Genomic DNA, 18,380 nt, shown 5'->3' with positions numbered 1-18,380 from the left:
ATGACAAATGAAGGAATGGTATTTGGAATACGAAATTCTGGTGAATCGGCCGGGTCTTCTCGGGGATATTTCCTCACTGCTCGGGATGCTCCGCGTGAACATTGTGACCATCAACGGGGTGGATCAGGGCCGGCGGGGGATGCTGTTGCGCGCTGAGAGTGATGTGGCACTGAAGCGGTTTGAACAGATTGTCACGACGATTGAGACCATTTCAGTGACCAAATTCCGGGAGCCGAAATTGCGGGATATTCTTGCTGTGCGGCATGGCCGTTATATCCAGCGGGATGTCGATGACCGGAAGACATTCCGGTTCATCCGGGATGAGCTCGGTCTGCTCGTCGATTTCATGTCGGAAATCTTTAAGCAGGAAGGGCATAAAATGGTTGGCATCCGGGGAATGCCGCGCGTCGGGAAAACTGAATCGATTGTTGCGGCAAGTGTAAGTTCGAATAAGAAATGGATCTTTATCTCGTCGACGATGATCAAGCAGACAATCCGGACAAAGCTGACAAGCAGTGAATTCAAGGAAAATAACATCTACATCCTGGATGGAGCGGTTACGCAGCGGGCAGGCAACGAACAGCATGCACAGCTGGTACGGGAAATTGTCCGCATGCCATCCATTAAAGTGATCGAGCACCCGGATATTTTTGTTCAGCAGACCGAATATTCCATTGAAGATTTTGACTATATCATTGAACTTCGCCATCATCCGGATGAAAAGATTACATACGAAATATTGGAGAAAAACAATTTCATGGCTGAAGCAGGCAAAGCGGATCCGTTTGGCGATTTCGGTTTCTGACCGGACTTCAGCTGAAGGAAAGCCGCTTCGCCCGAACTTCTGTGTGAACTGGAAGGAGATTGAGGATGAATATACCTAATCAGATTACCGTGTCCAGGATTCTGCTGATACCGGTATTCATGATTTTGCTGCTCGTCGATTTCGGCTGGGGCGAAATCACGGTACTGGGAGCGGATATGCCGGTATCGCAATTTGCAGGGGCGCTTTTGTTTATTATTGCGTCTCTTACTGATTGGATAGATGGCTATTATGCCCGCAAATATGATTTAGTCACAAATATGGGTAAATTTCTTGATCCGCTCGCCGATAAACTTCTCGTTTCGGCGGCGCTGATTATTTTGGTGGAAATGGGTTATGCGCCTTCATGGGTCGTGATCATTATTATCAGCCGGGAATTCGCGGTTACCGGGCTTCGGCTCCTGCTGGCCAGCGAAGGCGAAGTGGTTGCCGCAAATACGCTCGGAAAGCTGAAAACCTGGACCCAGATCATCGCCATCTCAGCGCTGTTACTGGATAATATTCTGTTTGCGCTGGTTGATATCCCGTTTGCACAAATTATGCTGTATGTCGCCCTGTTCTTCACCATATGGTCCGGATGGGAATACTTTTCGAAAAACCGGCGCATCCTGCTTGTTTCCAAATAAAAGGAGAGAAAGTGCATGAATGCAGAAATCATTGCAGTGGGATCTGAGCTATTGCTTGGTCAAATCACGAATACGAATGCCCGGTTCCTGTCCGGTCATCTGGCGGAACTTGGCATCAACGTGTATTATCATACAGTGGTCGGTGACAATCCACAGCGGCTTGAACATGCGCTGACGATCGCTGAAGAGCGAGCCGATCTGATTATCCTGACCGGTGGACTCGGACCGACAAAAGACGATTTAACGAAAGAAACCATCGTTCGGCATATCGGTTCCGAACTGGTCATGGATGAGGAAGCTCTCGCATCCATCGAAGCATTTTTTGCCCGGTACGGCCGCCCGATGACAGAAAACAACAAAAAACAGGCGCTGGTCGTTAAAGACAGCACTGTCCTGCCGAATCATCATGGCATGGCGCCGGGAATGCTCTTTGAAAAAGACCGCCATGTCTACATGCTGCTGCCAGGCCCACCGAAAGAAATTGAACCGATGTTTCAGTTTGAAGGAAAGCCAAAATTGGCCAGAATGCTGCATAAAGAGCAAGTGATCGTATCGCACGTTCTCCGGTTTTATGGCATCGGAGAAGCGGAACTTGAAGACCGGATTCAGGACATTCTGGAAACGCAGTCCAATCCGACGATTGCGCCGCTTGCTTCCGACGGGGAAGTCACACTACGCATTTCGGCCAAAACGGATGCGGAACATGAAGCTTGGGAATTGATCGGATTGGCAAAGAAGCAGCTGCTCGAACGGGCAGGAAATTATCTGTATGGCTACGATGACGACTCGCTTGCTTCAAAGGTCGTAGAATTGCTGACAGCCCAAAGTAAGACGATTGCCGCTGCAGAAAGCCTGACGGCAGGTCTTTTTATGTCAGAGATCGCCGCAATTCCAGGGGCCAGCGCTGTGCTGGCAGGCGGAGCTGTAACTTACACCGAACAGGCGAAAATACAACAGCTCGGGGTGTCGGCTGAACTGCTGGCACAATATGGCCCGGCGAGTCCGGAATGCGCAGAAGCTATGGCGTCAAATGTCCGGGATCGGATGGGAACAGACGTCGGTGTCAGTCTGACCGGCGCGGCAGGGCCCGAAGCACATGGGGGCCAGCCGGCGGGTACGGTATGGATTGGTTTTGCTACGGAGGAAGGAACCGAAACGCACGAGCTTCATTTGCTTGGCATGCGCAACACCAACCGCCTGCGGGCAGTAAAATTGGCCTTGCATCATACGATACGAATACTGACACAGGGAGAAGTGGGCAAAATTTGATTTTGTCCGCTTTATCTTGCCCAAAAAGAGGATATGAAAGCATGACTGGAAGGAAAATAGCTTTTTTGAATAAAAAACCGAATAAACGTTCGCTTTTTTCTTGAATTTTTCTCATAAAAAGAGTATAGTAGTAACAGAGGGATAAATTGATGTTCCATTAAAGGAGGATTTTCATTGAGCGATCGTAAAGCGGCTTTAGACATGGCTCTGAAGCAGATCGAGAAACAATTTGGTAAAGGGTCTGTCATGAAAATGGGAGAAAATACAGACCATAATATATCATCCGTATCAAGCGGTTCTCTGGCGCTGGATATTGCGCTTGGCGTAGGCGGTTTCCCGCGCGGACGGATCATTGAAGTATACGGACCGGAAAGTTCAGGTAAAACGACTGTAGCGCTGCATGCGATCGCAGAAGTGCAGGCATCAGGCGGAACGGCAGCATTCATCGATGCTGAGCATGCATTGGATCCGGTTTATGCAAAAAAACTCGGCGTCGACATCGACGAGCTTCTGCTGTCACAGCCGGACACTGGCGAGCAGGCACTTGAAATCTGTGAAGCGCTTGTGCGAAGCGGTGCGATCGACATCGTTGTTGTCGATTCCGTGGCGGCACTCGTGCCAAAAGCGGAAATTGAAGGCGAAATGGGTGACTCGCACGTCGGGCTTCAGGCTCGTCTCATGTCACAGGCGCTCCGGAAATTATCGGGTGCGATCAGCAAATCGAAAACCATCACGATCTTCATCAACCAGATCCGTGAGAAGATCGGCGTTATGTTCGGGAACCCGGAAACGACACCGGGTGGGCGTGCACTGAAGTTCTACAGCTCCGTCCGTCTGGAAGTCAGACGTGCAGAAGCACTGAAGCAGGGAAATGACATCGTCGGCAACAGAACGAAGATCAAAGTCGTAAAAAATAAAGTGGCGCCTCCTTTCCGCACTGCGGAAGTGGATATCATGTATGGTCAAGGGATTTCGCGTGAAGGTGAGATCGTGGATCTCGGTGCAGAACTTGATATTGTCCAGAAGAGCGGATCATGGTACTCGTATAATGAGGAGCGCCTCGGACAAGGCCGTGAAAATGCGAAGCAGTTCCTGAAAGAAAACCAGGCCACCCGCAATGAAATTGCCGGAAGAATCCGTGAATCATACGGAATGGCGGCAACTTCCTATACGATTGCTGCACATGGCGGAGAGCAAGACGATAATTTTGACGACTTGCTCGACGAAGAATAAGAACAATGAACTGCGCTGTCCAGGCCTTGCTTGGACAGCGTTTTTTTAGAATTGGCTCTGTTAAAGGGGAGCGGTTCTTACGCAGTATGGGTGAAGGTATGAAAAAATTCGTTTTTACGTTTGTAAAAGGAATGGCTTTTATGTTGGAGGAACACGGTGAATATGATGGCGCTGAGATAAACCGGTCCGACAACTTCAGATCCAGGATTAAAGCGAAACGCTATAATCAGGAATAGAGCTTATCCGGCGGTCAGATCCGGTTGCGGCAAGGCCTCCCGCTTTTCTAATGTTGACAGGGCATACGTGCATCTATACAATTAAAATTGTATAATTTTCAAATTGCAATTCGATGAATGGCGGGCAGTTTCCGCCATTCTTTGAATATGTACGAATTACAGAAGCAAGAGGAGGTTTCCGAATGGAAAGTATGAATGAAATCCTCTTCGCTTTGCTAGGACTCATCATCGGTGCAGCTGTTGGATATTGGGCTTTGAAGAAAGTGAACGATTCCAATGTAGCCGGAGCCCGGAGTGTCGCAAACCAGATTTTAGAAGATGCGAATCGACAGGCCGAGGCGCTGAAAAAAGAAGCTCTTTTGGAAGCGAAAGACGAAAATCACAAATTGCGCACTGAAGCGGAGAACGAAATCCGGGAACGCCGGAGCGAACTGCAAAAGCAGGAAAACCGGCTGCTTCAGAGAGAAGAAAATCTAGATCGCAAGGATGAGGCGCTGAACAAGAGAGAAGCAAGCCTGGAACGCAAAGATACAGCGCTTGCTGAAAAACAACAGCATATTGAGCAGATGGAAAGCAAAGCGGAGGAAATGATTGCACAACAATCCGAAGAACTTGAACGGATTTCCGCACTGACACGCGATGAAGCGAAATCGGTCATCATGGAAGAAGTCGAAAACGAACTGTCGACGGATATTGCCGTGATGATCAAGGAAGCGGATGCGCGTGTTAAGGAAGAGGCAGACAAAAACGCACGGGAGATTTTGTCGCTTGCTCTGCAACGCTTTGCCGCAGACCATGTCGCAGAAACGACGGTGTCTGTCGTCAATTTGCCTAACGATGAGATGAAAGGCCGGATCATCGGGCGGGAAGGACGTAATATCCGGACGCTTGAGACATTGACCGGCATCGACTTGATCATCGATGACACACCGGAAGCGGTCGTGCTGTCCGGGTTTGATCCTGTCAGACGGGAAACTGCCCGGCTCGCGCTTGAAAAACTTGTCTCGGACGGCCGGATTCATCCGGCCCGCATCGAAGAGATGGTTGAGAAATCGAGACGCGAAGTGGATGAGCAGATCCGGGAAGCCGGTGAACAGACGACATTCGATATCGGCATCCATAATCTCCATCCAGATCTCATCAAAATCATGGGCCGTCTCAAATACCGTACAAGTTATGGACAGAATGTGCTGAAACACTCGAAAGAAGTCGCTTTCCTTTCCGGTCTGCTCGCAGCAGAACTGGGAGAAGACGTCACGCTCGCACGCCGGGCTGGTCTCCTCCATGATATCGGGAAAGCCATTGACCACGAAGTGGAAGGCAGCCACGTAGAAATTGGTGTGGAGCTTGCAACTAAATATAAAGAGCATCCTGTCGTTATTAATTCGATTGCTTCTCACCATGGCGATACGGAAGCGACTTCTGTCATCTCCGTCATCGTCGCTGCAGCGGATGCCTTGTCCGCCGCACGTCCTGGCGCCAGAAGTGAGACGCTTGAAAATTATATCCGCCGGCTTGAAAAACTGGAGGAAATCTCAGAATCGTATGACGGCGTCGAGAAATCCTTCGCCATTCAGGCAGGCCGTGAAGTCCGGATCATTGTGCAGCCGGAACAGGTTGACGATATAACGGCTCACCGCCTGGCACGGGATATCCGGAAGCGGATAGAGGAAGAGCTCGATTATCCGGGTCATATTAAAGTGACGGTTATCCGGGAAACGCGGGCAGTGGAATACGCAAAATAATTGAGGAAGGCTTCGATGAATGTTCCATTCAAAGAAGCCTTTTTCGTTTGGGGAGATGTAAAACCATGAAAGTTCTATTCATTGGAGATATTGTCGGATCGATTGGCCGGGAGACGCTTCAGTCGTATTTGCCGCGGCTGAAGCGCAAGTATTCACCGGATGCGGTGATCGTCAACGGCGAGAATGCAGCAGCCGGCAGAGGCATCACAAAAGCAATTTATCAGGATATACTCTACATGGGTGTGGACGTGGTCACGATGGGAAACCACACCTGGGACCAGAAAGAAATTTTTGATTTTATTGATGAAGCGGATTTTCTGATCCGTCCCGCTAATTTCTCGGTGGATGCACCGGGCCGCGGCATGGTGACGATCGAGAAAAACGGGGTGAAGCTGTCGGTGATCAATCTGCATGGCCGTGTGTTTTTGCCGCCGCACGATGATCCATTCTGGCTCGCAGATGAACTGATCGCAGAAGCGAAGGAGAAGTCGCCGCTCGTGTTCGTCGATTTCCATGCGGAAGCGACAAGTGAAAAGATTGCGATGGGCTGGCATCTCGACGGCCGGGCTTCAGCAGTTGTCGGCACGCATACCCATGTTCAGACCGCTGATGCCCGCATTTTACCGGGTGGAACCGCTTATATTTCCGATGTTGGCATGACCGGACCTTACGATGAAATTCTTGGCATGAATAAAGAATCGGTTCTGTACCGGTTCAAAACGAATCTGCCGGTCCGGTTTGAAGTGCCGAAGCAGGGCCGCGGCGTCTTGAGCGGTTTTTACACAGAACTCGATGATGCGAGCGGCAAAGCGGTGTCATTCGAACGGATTTATATCAACGAAGATTACCCGTTTGCTCCCTGATTTTGTCGAATTTATGCACGAACCGGTTATGTGGCAGAGCGATTCGGCTTCATGCCTTGTGTCACAGACGGCTGATTCAGTATAATAGAGCAATGGACGAAAGGGGTTTTTAACAGTGAACGAGGAACAGCGACTCCAAGAGAGCCAAGTAAAGGCCACTCCTTCAAAACCAAAAGAAGAAAAAGACTATAGCCAGTATTTCCAAAGCGTCTATGTGCCGCCTTCCCTGAAAGACGCTAAAAAGCGCGGGAAAGAAGACGTGGCATATGTGGATAACTTCGCGATCGATCCATTGTTCGCTGATATGGGCAATGGCCGGAAGTTTTATATTCGTACGTACGGCTGCCAAATGAATGAACATGACACGGAAGTGATGGCCGGAATTTTCATGCAGCTTGGCTATACGGCAACCGATACAGTGGATGATGCGGATGTGATTTTGCTGAATACGTGCGCCATCCGGGAAAATGCCGAGAACAAAGTATTCGGGGAACTCGGCCATCTGAAACATCTGAAGACAGAGAAACCGGACCTTCTGATCGGTGTGTGCGGCTGCATGTCCCAGGAAGAATCGGTCGTCAATAAAATCCTGAAAACCTATCACCAAGTGGATATGATTTTCGGTACGCATAATATTCATCGCCTGCCGCAAATCCTTAATGAGGCTTATTTATCAAAAGAGATGGTCGTCGAAGTATGGTCCAAAGAAGGCGACGTCATCGAGAACTTGCCTAAAGTGCGCAAAGGCGCCATCAAGGCCTGGGTCAATATCATGTACGGCTGCGATAAATTCTGCACGTACTGCATCGTTCCGTACACGCGCGGGAAAGAACGGTCCCGCCGGCCGGAAGACATCATCCAGGAAGTGCGGCATCTGGCTTCCCAAGGCTATAAGGAAATTACATTGCTCGGACAGAATGTGAATGCGTACGGCAAAGATCTGCCGGACATCACCTACGGGCTCGGTGAACTGATGGACGATTTGCGGAAGATCGACATTCCGCGTGTCCGGTTCACAACGAGCCATCCGAGGGATTTTGATGATAAACTGATTGAGGTGCTGGCTAAAGGCGGCAACCTCCTTGATCACATCCATCTGCCGGTGCAGTCAGGTTCATCGGATGTGTTGAAAATCATGGCACGGAAGTACACGCGGGAGCATTATGTTGAACTCGTGCGCAAGATCCGGGAAGCGATGCCGAACGCCACGCTGACAACCGACATCATCGTCGGCTTCCCGAACGAGACAGACGAACAGTTTGAAGAAACGCTGTCACTGTACCGGGAAATCGGCTTTGAAATGGCCTATACGTACATTTACTCACCGCGTGAAGGCACACCGGCCGCCCGCATGCAGGACAATGTACCGATGGAAGTGAAGAAAGAGCGCCTTCAGCGGTTGAACGCACTCGTCGGTGAATATGCCGCCAAATCGATGAAGGCATATGAAGGGCAGATAGTGGAAGTGCTCGTAGAAGGCGAAAGCAAGAGAAATCCGGATGTGCTTGCCGGATATACAGATAAGAACAAACTGGTGAACTTCACGGCTCCGCGGTCTGTCATCGGACAGATTGTGAAAGTGAAAGTTACGGCAGCAAAAACATGGTCGCTGGATGGTGAATTGGCAGAAGCCCCAGCAGACCAAAAAGTGGGTGTCTGAACATGCCATATACAAAAGCGGAAATCGTTTCAAAAGCGCGGGAATTGGCGAATATGATCGCTGAAACAGAAGAAGTGGAATTCTTCAAGCGCGCAGAAGCACAGATCAATGAAAACCAGGCCGTGCGCGAAAAAATCGCCAGCCTGAAAAGTCTTCAGAAGCAGGCGGTAAACTTCCAGCAATACGGCAAGGAACGCGCATTGCAATTGGTGGAAGAAAAAATCCGGAAAGTTGAAGAAGAAATCGATGCGATTCCGATCGTCCAGGAATTCAAGCAGTCCCAGGCGGATGTAAATGATATTTTGCAGATGGTATCAAACGGGATCGCCAACCAAGTGACGAATCAGATCATCGAATCAACCGGCGGCAACGTGCTGACAGGGGAGACCGGCTCGAAAGTAGCCAGTGCAGTTAAGAAAAACTAATATACTTAAGCCGAAAGAGTGAAGCTCTTCCGGCTTTTTTCGTTTTTGCTATAATGAGAAAGTACACGAGGAAGCTGAAAGAGGTCGTAATATGGCATATACACCAATGATGCAACAATACTTGCAAGTGAAATCCGATTACCAGGACGCGTTTCTGTTTTTCCGTCTCGGCGATTTTTATGAGATGTTTTTTGACGATGCGCTGCAGGCGTCCCAATTGCTTGAAATCACGCTGACGAGCCGCGATGGCGGTGCGAACGGCCGGATTCCGATGTGCGGTGTGCCGTACCATTCCGCCTCCGGCTATATCGACCAGCTTATTGCAAGAGGCCATAAAGTGGCGGTATGCGAACAGATGGAAGACGCCAAACAGACAAAAGGCATGGTCCGGCGGGAAGTCGTCCGGCTGATTACCCCGGGCACGCATACCGAAGGAAAAGAAGTGGAGTCCGGCTCGAATTTATTTCTCGGAGCCGCTGAGCAGGCACCGGATGGCTATGGCCTTGCATATGTCGACATCAGTACGGGAGAAGCCTCCATCCGCCATATCACGGGCGGTGAAAAAGAATTGGTCGAAGAAGTGCGGGCGCTTCGGATTCGGGAGCTGGTCGTCTCCGAACAATTGCAGCTGCTGTTGAACGGAATGGCACAGGAGCTGATTCTGTCGCTGGAAAGCGTTGCCGGTTCCGATGTGGATGACCAATTGCTGGTGATGTGTCCGGAGGAATTGAAAGGCAGTGCCTGTCTATTGCTGGCGTATGTGAACCGCACGCAAAAACAGTCGCTCACTCACATCCAGCCATTCCGGCATATTGAACATACCCGATTGCTGTCAGTTGATTTTCATTCCCGCCGCAACCTGGAACTTGTGGAACCGATCCGGGGAGACGGCCGGAAAGGAACGCTATTATGGCTGCTCGATGAAACCGCAACGGCGATGGGCAGCCGGAAACTGAAGCAATGGCTCCATCAGCCGCTGGCGGAACGGAGACCGATCGAAGCGCGGCAGGAACTGGTTGCTGCATTGACAGCTGAATTCTTTACCCGGGATGCGCTCATTGAATTGCTGAAAGAAGTGTACGATCTGGAACGCCTGTCCGGCCGGATTGCATTCGGCAGCGCAAGCGGACGGGATTTGGCGCAGCTCCGCAGTTCACTCAGCAAAGTGCCGGAAATTATCCGGCAGCTTGAAGAGTCGGAAAATGAATCGCTGGCTGCCTTCAGCCGCCGGTTGGACCGCTGCGAGGAAGTGGCGGAATTGCTGACAGCAATCAGCGACCAACCGCCGCTCTCTGCAAAAGAAGGCGGCGTGATCCGGGATGGCTTCTCCGAACAGCTGGATAATTACCGCTACGCTTCCCGAAACGGCAAGGACTGGATCGCGCAGCTGGAGCAGGAAGAGCGGCAGAAAACCGGCATCAAATCACTGAAAATCGGCTATAACCGGGTATTCGGATATTATATTGAAGTCACGAAGTCGAATCTGCATCTGGCTGATCTTGAGCGCTATGAGCGCAAGCAGACGCTCGCCAACGCCGAGCGGTATATCACACCGGAACTGAAGGAAAAAGAAAGCTTGATCCTGACAGCGGAAGAAGAAAGTCTGGCGCTCGAGTACCAGCTGTTCACAGAAATCCGGGAACAGACGAAAGCCTATATTTCACGCATCCAGACACTGGCCGCTGCATTGAGTGAGCTGGATGTTCTGATCAGTTTTGCGGCAGTGGCGGAAAAGTACCGGTTTGTGCGGCCGACATTCAATGACGGGACGGCGATTTCAATTGAGGAAGGGCGACATCCCGTCGTCGAGAAAATGCTGAACCGGCAAGGTTACGTGCCGAACGACTGCACATTGACGGAAACGAGCAATATGCTCTTGATCACCGGGCCCAATATGTCCGGGAAGAGCACGTACATGCGACAGGTGGCATTGACGGTAGTCATGGCACAAATCGGCAGTTATGTTCCGGCGGAATCAGCGGATTTGCCGATCACCGATCAGATCTTCACCCGGATTGGTGCAGCGGATGATTTAACGAGCGGCCAGAGCACATTCATGGTGGAAATGATGGAGTCACAATACGCCATTACGCATGCCACGAACCGAAGTCTGATGCTGTTCGATGAAATCGGTCGCGGCACTTCCACCTATGACGGCATGGCGCTTGCACAGGCGATGATCGAGTATATTCATAAGGAAATTGGGGCCAACACGTTATTTTCGACGCATTATCATGAATTGACGTCACTGGAAGACAGCCTGGACCGGCTGTCCAACATTCACGCATCCGCAATGGAGCAATCCGGGAAAGTGGTATTCCTCCATAAGATGAAGCAAGGGCCCGCGGATAAGAGTTACGGTATCCACGTTGCCGAATTGGCGGAACTGCCGGCTCCGATCATTGAACGGGCACACGGACTCCTGCGGGAATTCGAAGCAGCCAGGCATGAAGCACCTACTGCAGAACCGGAACAATTATCGTTATTCGATCCGGCCGGTGAAAGGGCTGCAGCGGTGGCCGAGGCAGTCGGAGCGGCCCGGATTGCGGAAATGACCCCGCTGCAGGCGATGCAGCTGCTGAACGATCTGCAGCAGAAATTGAAGAGCTGAGAGGAGGTGGGATTATGGGATATATCCGATTGATGGATGAACCGCTGTCCAATAAAATCGCGGCCGGTGAAGTCGTCGAACGGCCGGCTTCGGTCGTGAAGGAATTGGTGGAGAATGCATTGGATGCCGGCGGAACAGTCGTGGAAGTGCTGCTTGAAGAAGCGGGGCTGATGCGGGTGCAGGTTATCGATAACGGTTCCGGCATGGACCGGGAAGATGCCGTGCTGTCATTCGCCCGGCATGCGACGAGTAAGATCACCAACGAGCACGACTTGTTCCGGATCCGCACACTCGGATTCCGCGGGGAAGCACTGGCAAGTATCGCCTCCGTCTCCAAAGTGATGTTGCACACGTCAGATGGCGAGAGCGGCACGCTCATCCGTTCTGAAGGAAGCACGATAACGGAAGAGCGGGCGGCTTCCCTCCGGAAAGGCACAGACATCGCGGTCGAACAGCTGTTTTTCAATACGCCGGCCCGCTTGAAATATATGAAGACCCTTCAGACGGAGCTTGGCCATGTCATCGATTTGATGAACCGCTTTGCGCTGAGCTGTCCGGCGGTGTCATTCCGGCTCGTCCATGGCGGAAAAGTGCTGCTGGAGACAGCGGGGAGCGGCGATATCCGCCGGGTGCTGGCCGATATTTACGGCATGCAGGTTGCCCGGAAAATGGTGCCGTTTGAAGGAGGAACGCACGATTACAAGGTAACCGGTTATGCATCTCTGCCGGAAATCACACGGGCGAATAAAAACTACATCTCGGTGTTCGTCAATGGCCGGTGGGTGAAGCAGTATGCGGCGGCGCGGGCGGTGCAAAAGGCGTATCACACGTTTTTGCCGATTGACCGCCATCCGATTGTGGTGCTCAATATTGAAGGAGATCCTTATTTGACGGATGTGAATGTCCATCCATCCAAGCAACAGATCCGGCTCAGTAAGGAAGGCGAACTGATGCAGCTTATTGAACAGGCGATCGGAACGGCAATCCGATCCGCGGTCCGGGCTCCAGCGGTTGAAAAGAAACCGGCTGTGCGGCAAGAGAAGAAGTCTGATCAGCTAGATATATGGAAATCCGCTGACCGGGTCAAGGAACGCCCGGTCCCAAAAGAAAATGCTGAAACGCAATCTCCTGCAGCTGCAACCTGGCGTCAGGCAGAACCTGCAGCAGCCGTGGAAGCGGCACGGAAGGAAAGCGACGCTATGCCGAATCCGATGATTGGAGCGGAACCGGTTGCCGAGGCAGCCGGAAGGGAGGGACGGCAGGAACCGAAACCGGCCGCTGAACCACAGGCGGATTGGTCGACAGATCCGGAACCAGCCGAAGAACAATTTCCTGAACTGGAAGTCGTCGGTCAGATCCATGGAACATACATCGTCGCACAGAGCAGTGATGGCTTTTACCTCATTGATCAGCATGCAGCACAGGAGCGGATCAAGTACGAATTCTACCGGGAAAAAGTCGGGCAAGTGGACCGGGATGAACGGCAGTCTCTTCTATTGCCATTGACGTTCCATTACAGCCGGGATGAAGCATACCGGCTAAGAGAATCGCTGGACGTGCTTGAAGAAAACGGCGTTTATCTGGAAGAATTCGGAGATACATCGTTTATTGTGCGGGAGCATCCGACATGGTTTCCGGCTGGATTCGAACAGGAAGTGGTGGAAGATCTCATTGAACAAGTACTTACAGACCGGAAAGCCGATGTGAAAAAACTGCGGGAAGAAGCGGCGATTATGATGAGCTGCAAGCGGTCGATTAAAGCAAATCATTATTTACAGAAGCAGGATATGGAACGGCTGCTTGTCGATCTAAAAGCCGCGGAACAGCCATTCACATGCCCGCACGGCCGGCCTGTCATTGTGCATTTCACTTCCTATGACTTGGAAAAAATGTTTAAACGGGTCATGTAGCAAGGAAGAGAGAAGTAAAGCTGATCGAATTCTTGGTTTTTGGAAAGGGGCAAGTGAATGGAAAGAACAGAGGAATTTCTCGAAATGGATGATGGACATAAAGTGTATATGGTGACGTGGATCCCAAAATCCCCCATCGGGCATGTACACTTACTGCACGGGATGGCAGAGCATATCGGTCGGTTCGATGACTTCGCGCGCTTTCTTGCGCGTCAGGGTTATGCCGTTACGGGCCATGACCAGCGAGGCCATGGCCGCACAGCGAAACGAAACGGAAAACTCGGATTTATAGCAGAGCAGAACGGATTTGAACGGCTCGTGCAGGATGCCCGGCAAATTGTGCTTGCCGGGCAGGAAAAACTGGATAAATTGCCGTTTATTCTTTTTGGTCATAGTATGGGGTCCTATGTCGCCCGCCGCTACATTCAGCTCTACAGCGATTCGGTCGAACGGGTGGTGCTGTCCGGTTCAGGCGGTAATGTGAAATACCAGGGACATGTTGCGCGCGGGTATGCAAAATCGATGGCCCGCACATTCGGACCGCAGGATCGGAACCATTTGCTGACATCGGTCATGTTCGGTCAGTTCAACGCCCAGTTCCCGGAAGCGGATGCCGGTTTTGGCTGGCTGTCCCGGGATCCGGAAGTCGTGCAGTCATATATTGCCGACCCGCTGTGCGGCTTCATCCCGACCAATCAATTCTTCGTCGATTTGTTTGACGGTATCTTCATCATCCACAATCCCAGGGAAGTGCGCAAAGTCCGCAGTGGATTGCCGATCTTCTTCGTCAGCGGTTCCGCCGATCCGGTCGGGAACCTGGGAGAAGGCGTGTTCATGGCAGCGAAGCAATTGGCGGATGCCGGTGCCGAAGACGTGACAGTCTTCTTAGGGGAAGGCGCGCGGCATGAATTGCTCAATGAATTGCATAGGGAGCGATACTATGAAATCATTGCCGATTGGATGAAGCGTGATGCCTGACGTGCTGGCGATTGTAGGTCCGACAGCTTCAGGGAAAACGGCATTGAGCCTGGCGCTTGCCAACCGGCTGGGTGGCGAAATCATCAGCGGAGATTCCATGCAGGTCTATAAAGGGCTGGATGTCGGCACCGCGAAGATATCTCCGGATGAAATGGCGGGAATACCTCATCACTTGCTGGATATTCTGGATCCGGCTGAATCGTTTTCCGTAGCGGATTATCAGCGGCTCGTGCGCGAAAAAATCGATGAGATCCATTCGCGAGGCAAGCTGCCAATCATTGTCGGCGGCACCGGGCTGTATATTCAGGCGGTGCTGTTCGACTACCGGTTCGCCGAAGATAAAACCGATCCCGCTCTCCGGGAAGCTCTCTATGAGGAGTTGGAACAGAAAGGCCCGGCACACATGCATAAAAAGCTGACTGGATTGGATCCCGATACTGCAATTCACCCGAATAATACCCGCCGCGTGCTTCGGGCACTTGAAATTCTGCTGACAGGCGGCCGGCCGGAAACCACGAAAGGGAATGTTCCGCTTTATAACGAAGCGATTATTGGACTCGATTTGCCGCGGTCCATCCTGTATGAACGGATTGATTTCCGTGTGGATGACATGCTGGCAAACGGACTTCTGCAAGAGGCCGAGATGCTCGTTGACCGGAAGCTTACAGCTGCACAGGCAGCGAAGGCGATCGGCTACAAAGAATTATTTCCGTATCTGTCAGGAGAACAACAGCTGGAGGAAGCGATCCGGCTACTGAAAAAGAATTCCCGCAATTACGCCAAGCGGCAATTCACTTATTTCCGTAACAAACTGCCGGTATACTGGACTGATGCCTTGCAGCCAACTGAAAAAATAGTTGCGGAAGTTGAAGGTTTTTTAAAGGAGAATCGGCGGAGCAGTCGAATATCTATGATTGAGGCCCAAAAAGAGGCAGAGAAAAACTAGGGGGTACGGGAATGAAACTTGCCAACATGCAGGATGTATTTTTGAATCAGTTAAGAAAGAACAATATCCATGTAACCGTCTTTTTGACAAATGGATTTCAGCTGAAAGGCCTGGTGAAGTCATACGATAACTTCACGGTGCTGCTGGAAACGGATGGTCGGCAACAATTGATCTACAAGCACGCCATTTCCACTTTTGTACCGGCTCGGCCGATTCAGCTGAACCATCAGCAGGAAGCGGCGAAGCAGGAGGAAACGAAATGAAATCTGTAACAGCTGACGAGCTTCTGGAACAGCTGGAAGCTGGAGAGACTGTCCACATCATCGATGTCCGGGAAGATGAAGAAGTCATGTATGGCATAATTCCCGGTGCTGTCCATATTCCACTGGGGACAGTGCCAGTGAGGACCGACGAACTGGAAACCGGTAAATCGTACGCCATTATTTGCCGTTCCGGCAGAAGGAGCGCCCAAGCCTGTGCCTATCTCGAGAGCGAAGGTTTTGACGTTACGAACGTTGAGGGCGGTATGCTCGATTGGAACGGCGAGACGATCACGAAATAAGAAAAAGAAGCTGCCGGCAGCCGGCAGCTTCTTTTTACGTTTGTGTTGTGATTTGGCGGAACGGTAAACGCCATTTCAGCATATAAGAAAGTATCCGGAGAACTGTGATGAAGGCAAACAGCAACAAGAGCCCAGTATCGGTGCGGATCACTTCCAATCCGATTAAGAGGCCGGCCAGTGCCGCCCAGACAGCATATACTTCCGACCGCAGTACCAGCGGTTTACGTCCGGCCAGCACGTCACGGATCATTCCGCCGCCGGAGCCGGTCAATACGGCTGCTACGATAACCGCCGGGAGAGGCAGGTTTAGTTCCACAGCGTAAATGGCTCCCTGGATGGCAAATGCGGCCAGCCCGACTGCATCGAATAGATTGCCCCAGCGCGTCCAATGCCGCAGCAGGTTATTTGGAAACAGGAAGACAGCAGTAATAGCGAGAAGTGCAATTTGAAACATCATCTCCTGCTCCCATAAAGCAGAAACAGGAACGCCAATCAGCAGGTTGCGGACTGCGCCGCCGCCAAAGGCCGTAATGATGCCTAATATATAAACACCGAAAATATCATACTTTTCTTCCATTGCGATAAATGCACCTGAAACAGCGAACGCCACTGTCCCAATGATGCTGAGCACTTCCCATGCCACGGCAACATTCCTCCACCCAATAATTGTAATGTTAAGCAACTACTGAATTGTAGCAGAATCTGCTATGATTTCAAGTATTGCAGCAGGCAAAATTTTTTAACGATCAGATAGGAGAACATCATGCAGAATTTCATCCAGGAAACTGAACAACTCATCCGTCCGCAGCTTGGTTATGCAGATGCGATTGCACTTGAAAACCAGGCGAAAGTACTGACGGCTTTTCAGAAAAACCAAGTGAGCGATTATCATTTCAATCCTTCTTCCGGCTATGGATACGACGATGAAGGGAGAGATACGCTTGAACGGGTCTATGCAGATGTTTTTCGTGCCCAGTCGGCGCTCGTCCGCCCTCAGATCATCTCCGGCACGCATGCGATCACCATCAGTTTATTCGGTGTTCTGCGTCCGGGGGATGAATTGCTGTATATTACAGGAAAACCATATGATACCCTTGCTTCCATCGTATCCGGCGGTGAAAAAGACACCGGTTCATTGGCGGATTTCGGAATCACATATCAGCACACGGAGTTGAAAAACGATGCTGTTGACTGGCCGGCTGTTGAAACAGCCATGTCTTCCCGGACGAAAGTTGTAGCGATTCAACGATCACGCGGCTATTCAACGCGTCCGTCTTTCACTGTCAACGAAATTGAAGAGATGATCCGGCGGGTGCGGGCGCTGAAAAAAGACGTGATCGTCTTCGTCGATAATTGCTACGGGGAGTTTGCGGAGACCCGCGAGCCGATTGAAGCCGGTGCAGATCTGATGGCCGGTTCGCTTATTAAGAATCCCGGGGGCGGTATGGCTAAGATTGGCGGCTATATTGCCGGAAGACGGGATCTTATTGAAAAATGTGCGTACCGGATGACGTCACCGGGTATAGGAGGAGAAGCGGGGGCTTCACTGAATACCCTGGCGGATATGTATCAAGGCTTTTTCCTGGCTCCGCACGTGGTTGCACAGGCAATGAAAGGCGCCATTTTCACTTCTGCATTGCTAAACGGGATGGGAATGGAAACCAGTCCGCATTATAAAGCGGCCCGGACGGACCTGATCCAGTCGGTCTCGTTCGGCACAGCGGATCAAATGGTGGCATTTTGCCAGGCGATCCAGGCAAATTCACCGGTTAATGCGCATTACCGTCCGGTACCAGCTTATATGCCGGGTTACGCGGATGATGTCATTATGGCAGCAGGAACTTTCGTCCAAGGATCTTCGATTGAACTGACTGCGGATGGTCCGATTCGTCCGCCTTATACTGCATTTGTGCAGGGGGGGCTGACATACGAGCATGTGAAGATTGCTGTAACAAAAGCTGTGCAGGATTTGATCGACAAGCAATTGGTTTGATTTAATTTGTTAATTTTCCTAACATTAGTTTGACAACCGATTTTACATCGTGTAAGGTAAAAGGGTGAACATTGTATAGAGGTGATAAGTATGAGTCAAGAAGTCCGGCGCACGATGCCGATTCTTCCAATCAGCATTGTGATGGAACTGACCAGTCTGACAGCTCGTCAGATCCGGCATTACGAGGACCAGCAGTTAATTACACCGGCACGCACTTCCGGCAATAAGCGGATGTTTTCCTTGAACGATGTGGACCGGCTGCTGGAAATCAAAGAATATCTCGAGCAGGGCATCAATCTGGCGGGAATCCGCAAGATTTTTGATATGCAAGTGCAGCCTCCGCTTGCCGCTCCGGAAATGAAACAGATGACAGACGAAGAGCTGCGCGATTTCCTGCGGATTGAGATGATGAATTCGCAAAGCCGCCGCAGTTCAGTCAGACAAGGGGATTTATCCCGTTTCTATCATTGATGGACAACGGGCTACATAATTAAACCTAG

17 protein-coding genes are annotated in these 18,380 nt (G+C 51.1%); 16 read left to right on the top strand and 1 reads right to left on the bottom strand.

The window, feature by feature from the left end; all coding sequences use genetic code 11:
- Positions 1 to 7: 7 nt before the first annotated feature.
- The 14 genes from B0X71_RS11785 (at position 8) to B0X71_RS11715 (ending at position 15,887) form a co-directional block, all read left to right on the top strand.
- Positions 8 to 805: a DUF3388 domain-containing protein gene (locus B0X71_RS11785; protein ID WP_077589597.1), complete on the top strand. Its 798-nt coding sequence runs from the start codon at positions 8 to 10 to the stop codon at positions 803 to 805.
- A gap of 65 nt (positions 806 to 870) precedes the next feature.
- On the top strand, positions 871 to 1,449 hold the full coding sequence (gene pgsA, locus B0X71_RS11780; protein WP_077589596.1) for a CDP-diacylglycerol--glycerol-3-phosphate 3-phosphatidyltransferase: 579 nt from the start codon (positions 871 to 873) through the stop codon (positions 1,447 to 1,449).
- Positions 1,450 to 1,464: 15 nt separating this feature from the next.
- Positions 1,465 to 2,718, top strand: coding sequence for a competence/damage-inducible protein A (locus tag B0X71_RS11775; protein WP_077589595.1), 1,254 nt, complete (start codon positions 1,465 to 1,467; stop codon positions 2,716 to 2,718).
- A 174-nt stretch (positions 2,719 to 2,892) separates the two neighbouring features.
- Positions 2,893 to 3,951, top strand: a complete 1,059-nt coding sequence (gene recA / locus B0X71_RS11770) for a recombinase RecA (RefSeq protein WP_077589594.1) — start codon at positions 2,893 to 2,895, stop codon at positions 3,949 to 3,951.
- Positions 3,952 to 4,378: 427 nt separating this feature from the next.
- Positions 4,379 to 5,932 (top strand): ribonuclease Y, encoded by a 1,554-nt coding sequence (gene rny / locus B0X71_RS11760; RefSeq protein ID WP_077590983.1) that lies wholly within the window; start codon positions 4,379 to 4,381, stop codon positions 5,930 to 5,932.
- Between the two features lie 65 nt (positions 5,933 to 5,997).
- Positions 5,998 to 6,795, top strand: coding sequence for a TIGR00282 family metallophosphoesterase (locus tag B0X71_RS11755; RefSeq protein ID WP_077589592.1), 798 nt, complete (start codon positions 5,998 to 6,000; stop codon positions 6,793 to 6,795).
- Between the two features lie 115 nt (positions 6,796 to 6,910).
- On the top strand, positions 6,911 to 8,455 hold the full coding sequence (gene miaB / locus B0X71_RS11750) for a tRNA (N6-isopentenyl adenosine(37)-C2)-methylthiotransferase MiaB (RefSeq protein WP_077589591.1): 1,545 nt from the start codon (positions 6,911 to 6,913) through the stop codon (positions 8,453 to 8,455).
- 2 nt (positions 8,456 to 8,457) lie between these two features.
- Positions 8,458 to 8,880: a YlbF/YmcA family competence regulator gene (locus B0X71_RS11745; protein ID WP_077589590.1), complete on the top strand. Its 423-nt coding sequence runs from the start codon at positions 8,458 to 8,460 to the stop codon at positions 8,878 to 8,880.
- A 91-nt stretch (positions 8,881 to 8,971) separates the two neighbouring features.
- On the top strand, positions 8,972 to 11,491 hold the full coding sequence (gene mutS / locus B0X71_RS11740; RefSeq protein WP_077589589.1) for a DNA mismatch repair protein MutS: 2,520 nt from the start codon (positions 8,972 to 8,974) through the stop codon (positions 11,489 to 11,491).
- A gap of 14 nt (positions 11,492 to 11,505) precedes the next feature.
- Positions 11,506 to 13,401, top strand: a complete 1,896-nt coding sequence (gene mutL / locus B0X71_RS11735) for a DNA mismatch repair endonuclease MutL (protein ID WP_077589588.1) — start codon at positions 11,506 to 11,508, stop codon at positions 13,399 to 13,401.
- Between the two features lie 57 nt (positions 13,402 to 13,458).
- Complete coding sequence (locus B0X71_RS11730) at positions 13,459 to 14,379, top strand: alpha/beta hydrolase (RefSeq protein WP_077589587.1); 921 nt, start codon at positions 13,459 to 13,461, stop codon at positions 14,377 to 14,379.
- Entirely contained in the window at positions 14,372 to 15,325 is a 954-nt protein-coding gene (miaA, locus tag B0X71_RS11725) for a tRNA (adenosine(37)-N6)-dimethylallyltransferase MiaA (protein WP_077589586.1), read from the top strand. Before B0X71_RS11730 ends, miaA begins: the two co-directional genes overlap by 8 nt.
- Positions 15,326 to 15,336: 11 nt before the next feature.
- Positions 15,337 to 15,588 carry an RNA chaperone Hfq gene (gene hfq, locus B0X71_RS11720; RefSeq protein WP_077589585.1) on the top strand — a complete coding sequence of 84 codons (252 nt, stop codon included), beginning with the start codon at positions 15,337 to 15,339 and terminating at the stop codon, positions 15,586 to 15,588.
- On the top strand, positions 15,585 to 15,887 hold the full coding sequence (locus B0X71_RS11715) for a rhodanese-like domain-containing protein (RefSeq protein ID WP_077589584.1): 303 nt from the start codon (positions 15,585 to 15,587) through the stop codon (positions 15,885 to 15,887). The genes hfq and B0X71_RS11715 overlap by 4 nt, the downstream gene beginning before the upstream one ends.
- A gap of 34 nt (positions 15,888 to 15,921) precedes the next feature.
- Here the strand turns inward: B0X71_RS11715 and B0X71_RS11710 are convergent, their stop codons facing one another.
- Positions 15,922 to 16,530: a trimeric intracellular cation channel family protein gene (locus tag B0X71_RS11710; protein WP_077589583.1), complete on the bottom strand. Its 609-nt coding sequence runs from the start codon at positions 16,528 to 16,530 to the stop codon at positions 15,922 to 15,924.
- A 120-nt stretch (positions 16,531 to 16,650) separates the two neighbouring features.
- Between B0X71_RS11710 and B0X71_RS11705 the strand changes: the two genes are divergently transcribed.
- On the top strand, positions 16,651 to 17,880 hold the full coding sequence (locus tag B0X71_RS11705) for a methionine gamma-lyase family protein (protein ID WP_077589582.1): 1,230 nt from the start codon (positions 16,651 to 16,653) through the stop codon (positions 17,878 to 17,880).
- A 90-nt stretch (positions 17,881 to 17,970) separates the two neighbouring features.
- Complete coding sequence (locus B0X71_RS11700) at positions 17,971 to 18,351, top strand: MerR family transcriptional regulator (protein WP_077589581.1); 381 nt, start codon at positions 17,971 to 17,973, stop codon at positions 18,349 to 18,351.
- The last annotated feature ends 29 nt before the right edge of the window (positions 18,352 to 18,380 follow it).

This window comes from Planococcus lenghuensis (assembly GCF_001999905.1).
GTDB classification, from domain to species: domain Bacteria; phylum Bacillota; class Bacilli; order Bacillales_A; family Planococcaceae; genus Indiicoccus; species Indiicoccus lenghuensis.
Note: the sequence above shows the minus strand (reverse complement) of the source record. Positions and strands in the feature narration are given on the sequence as shown.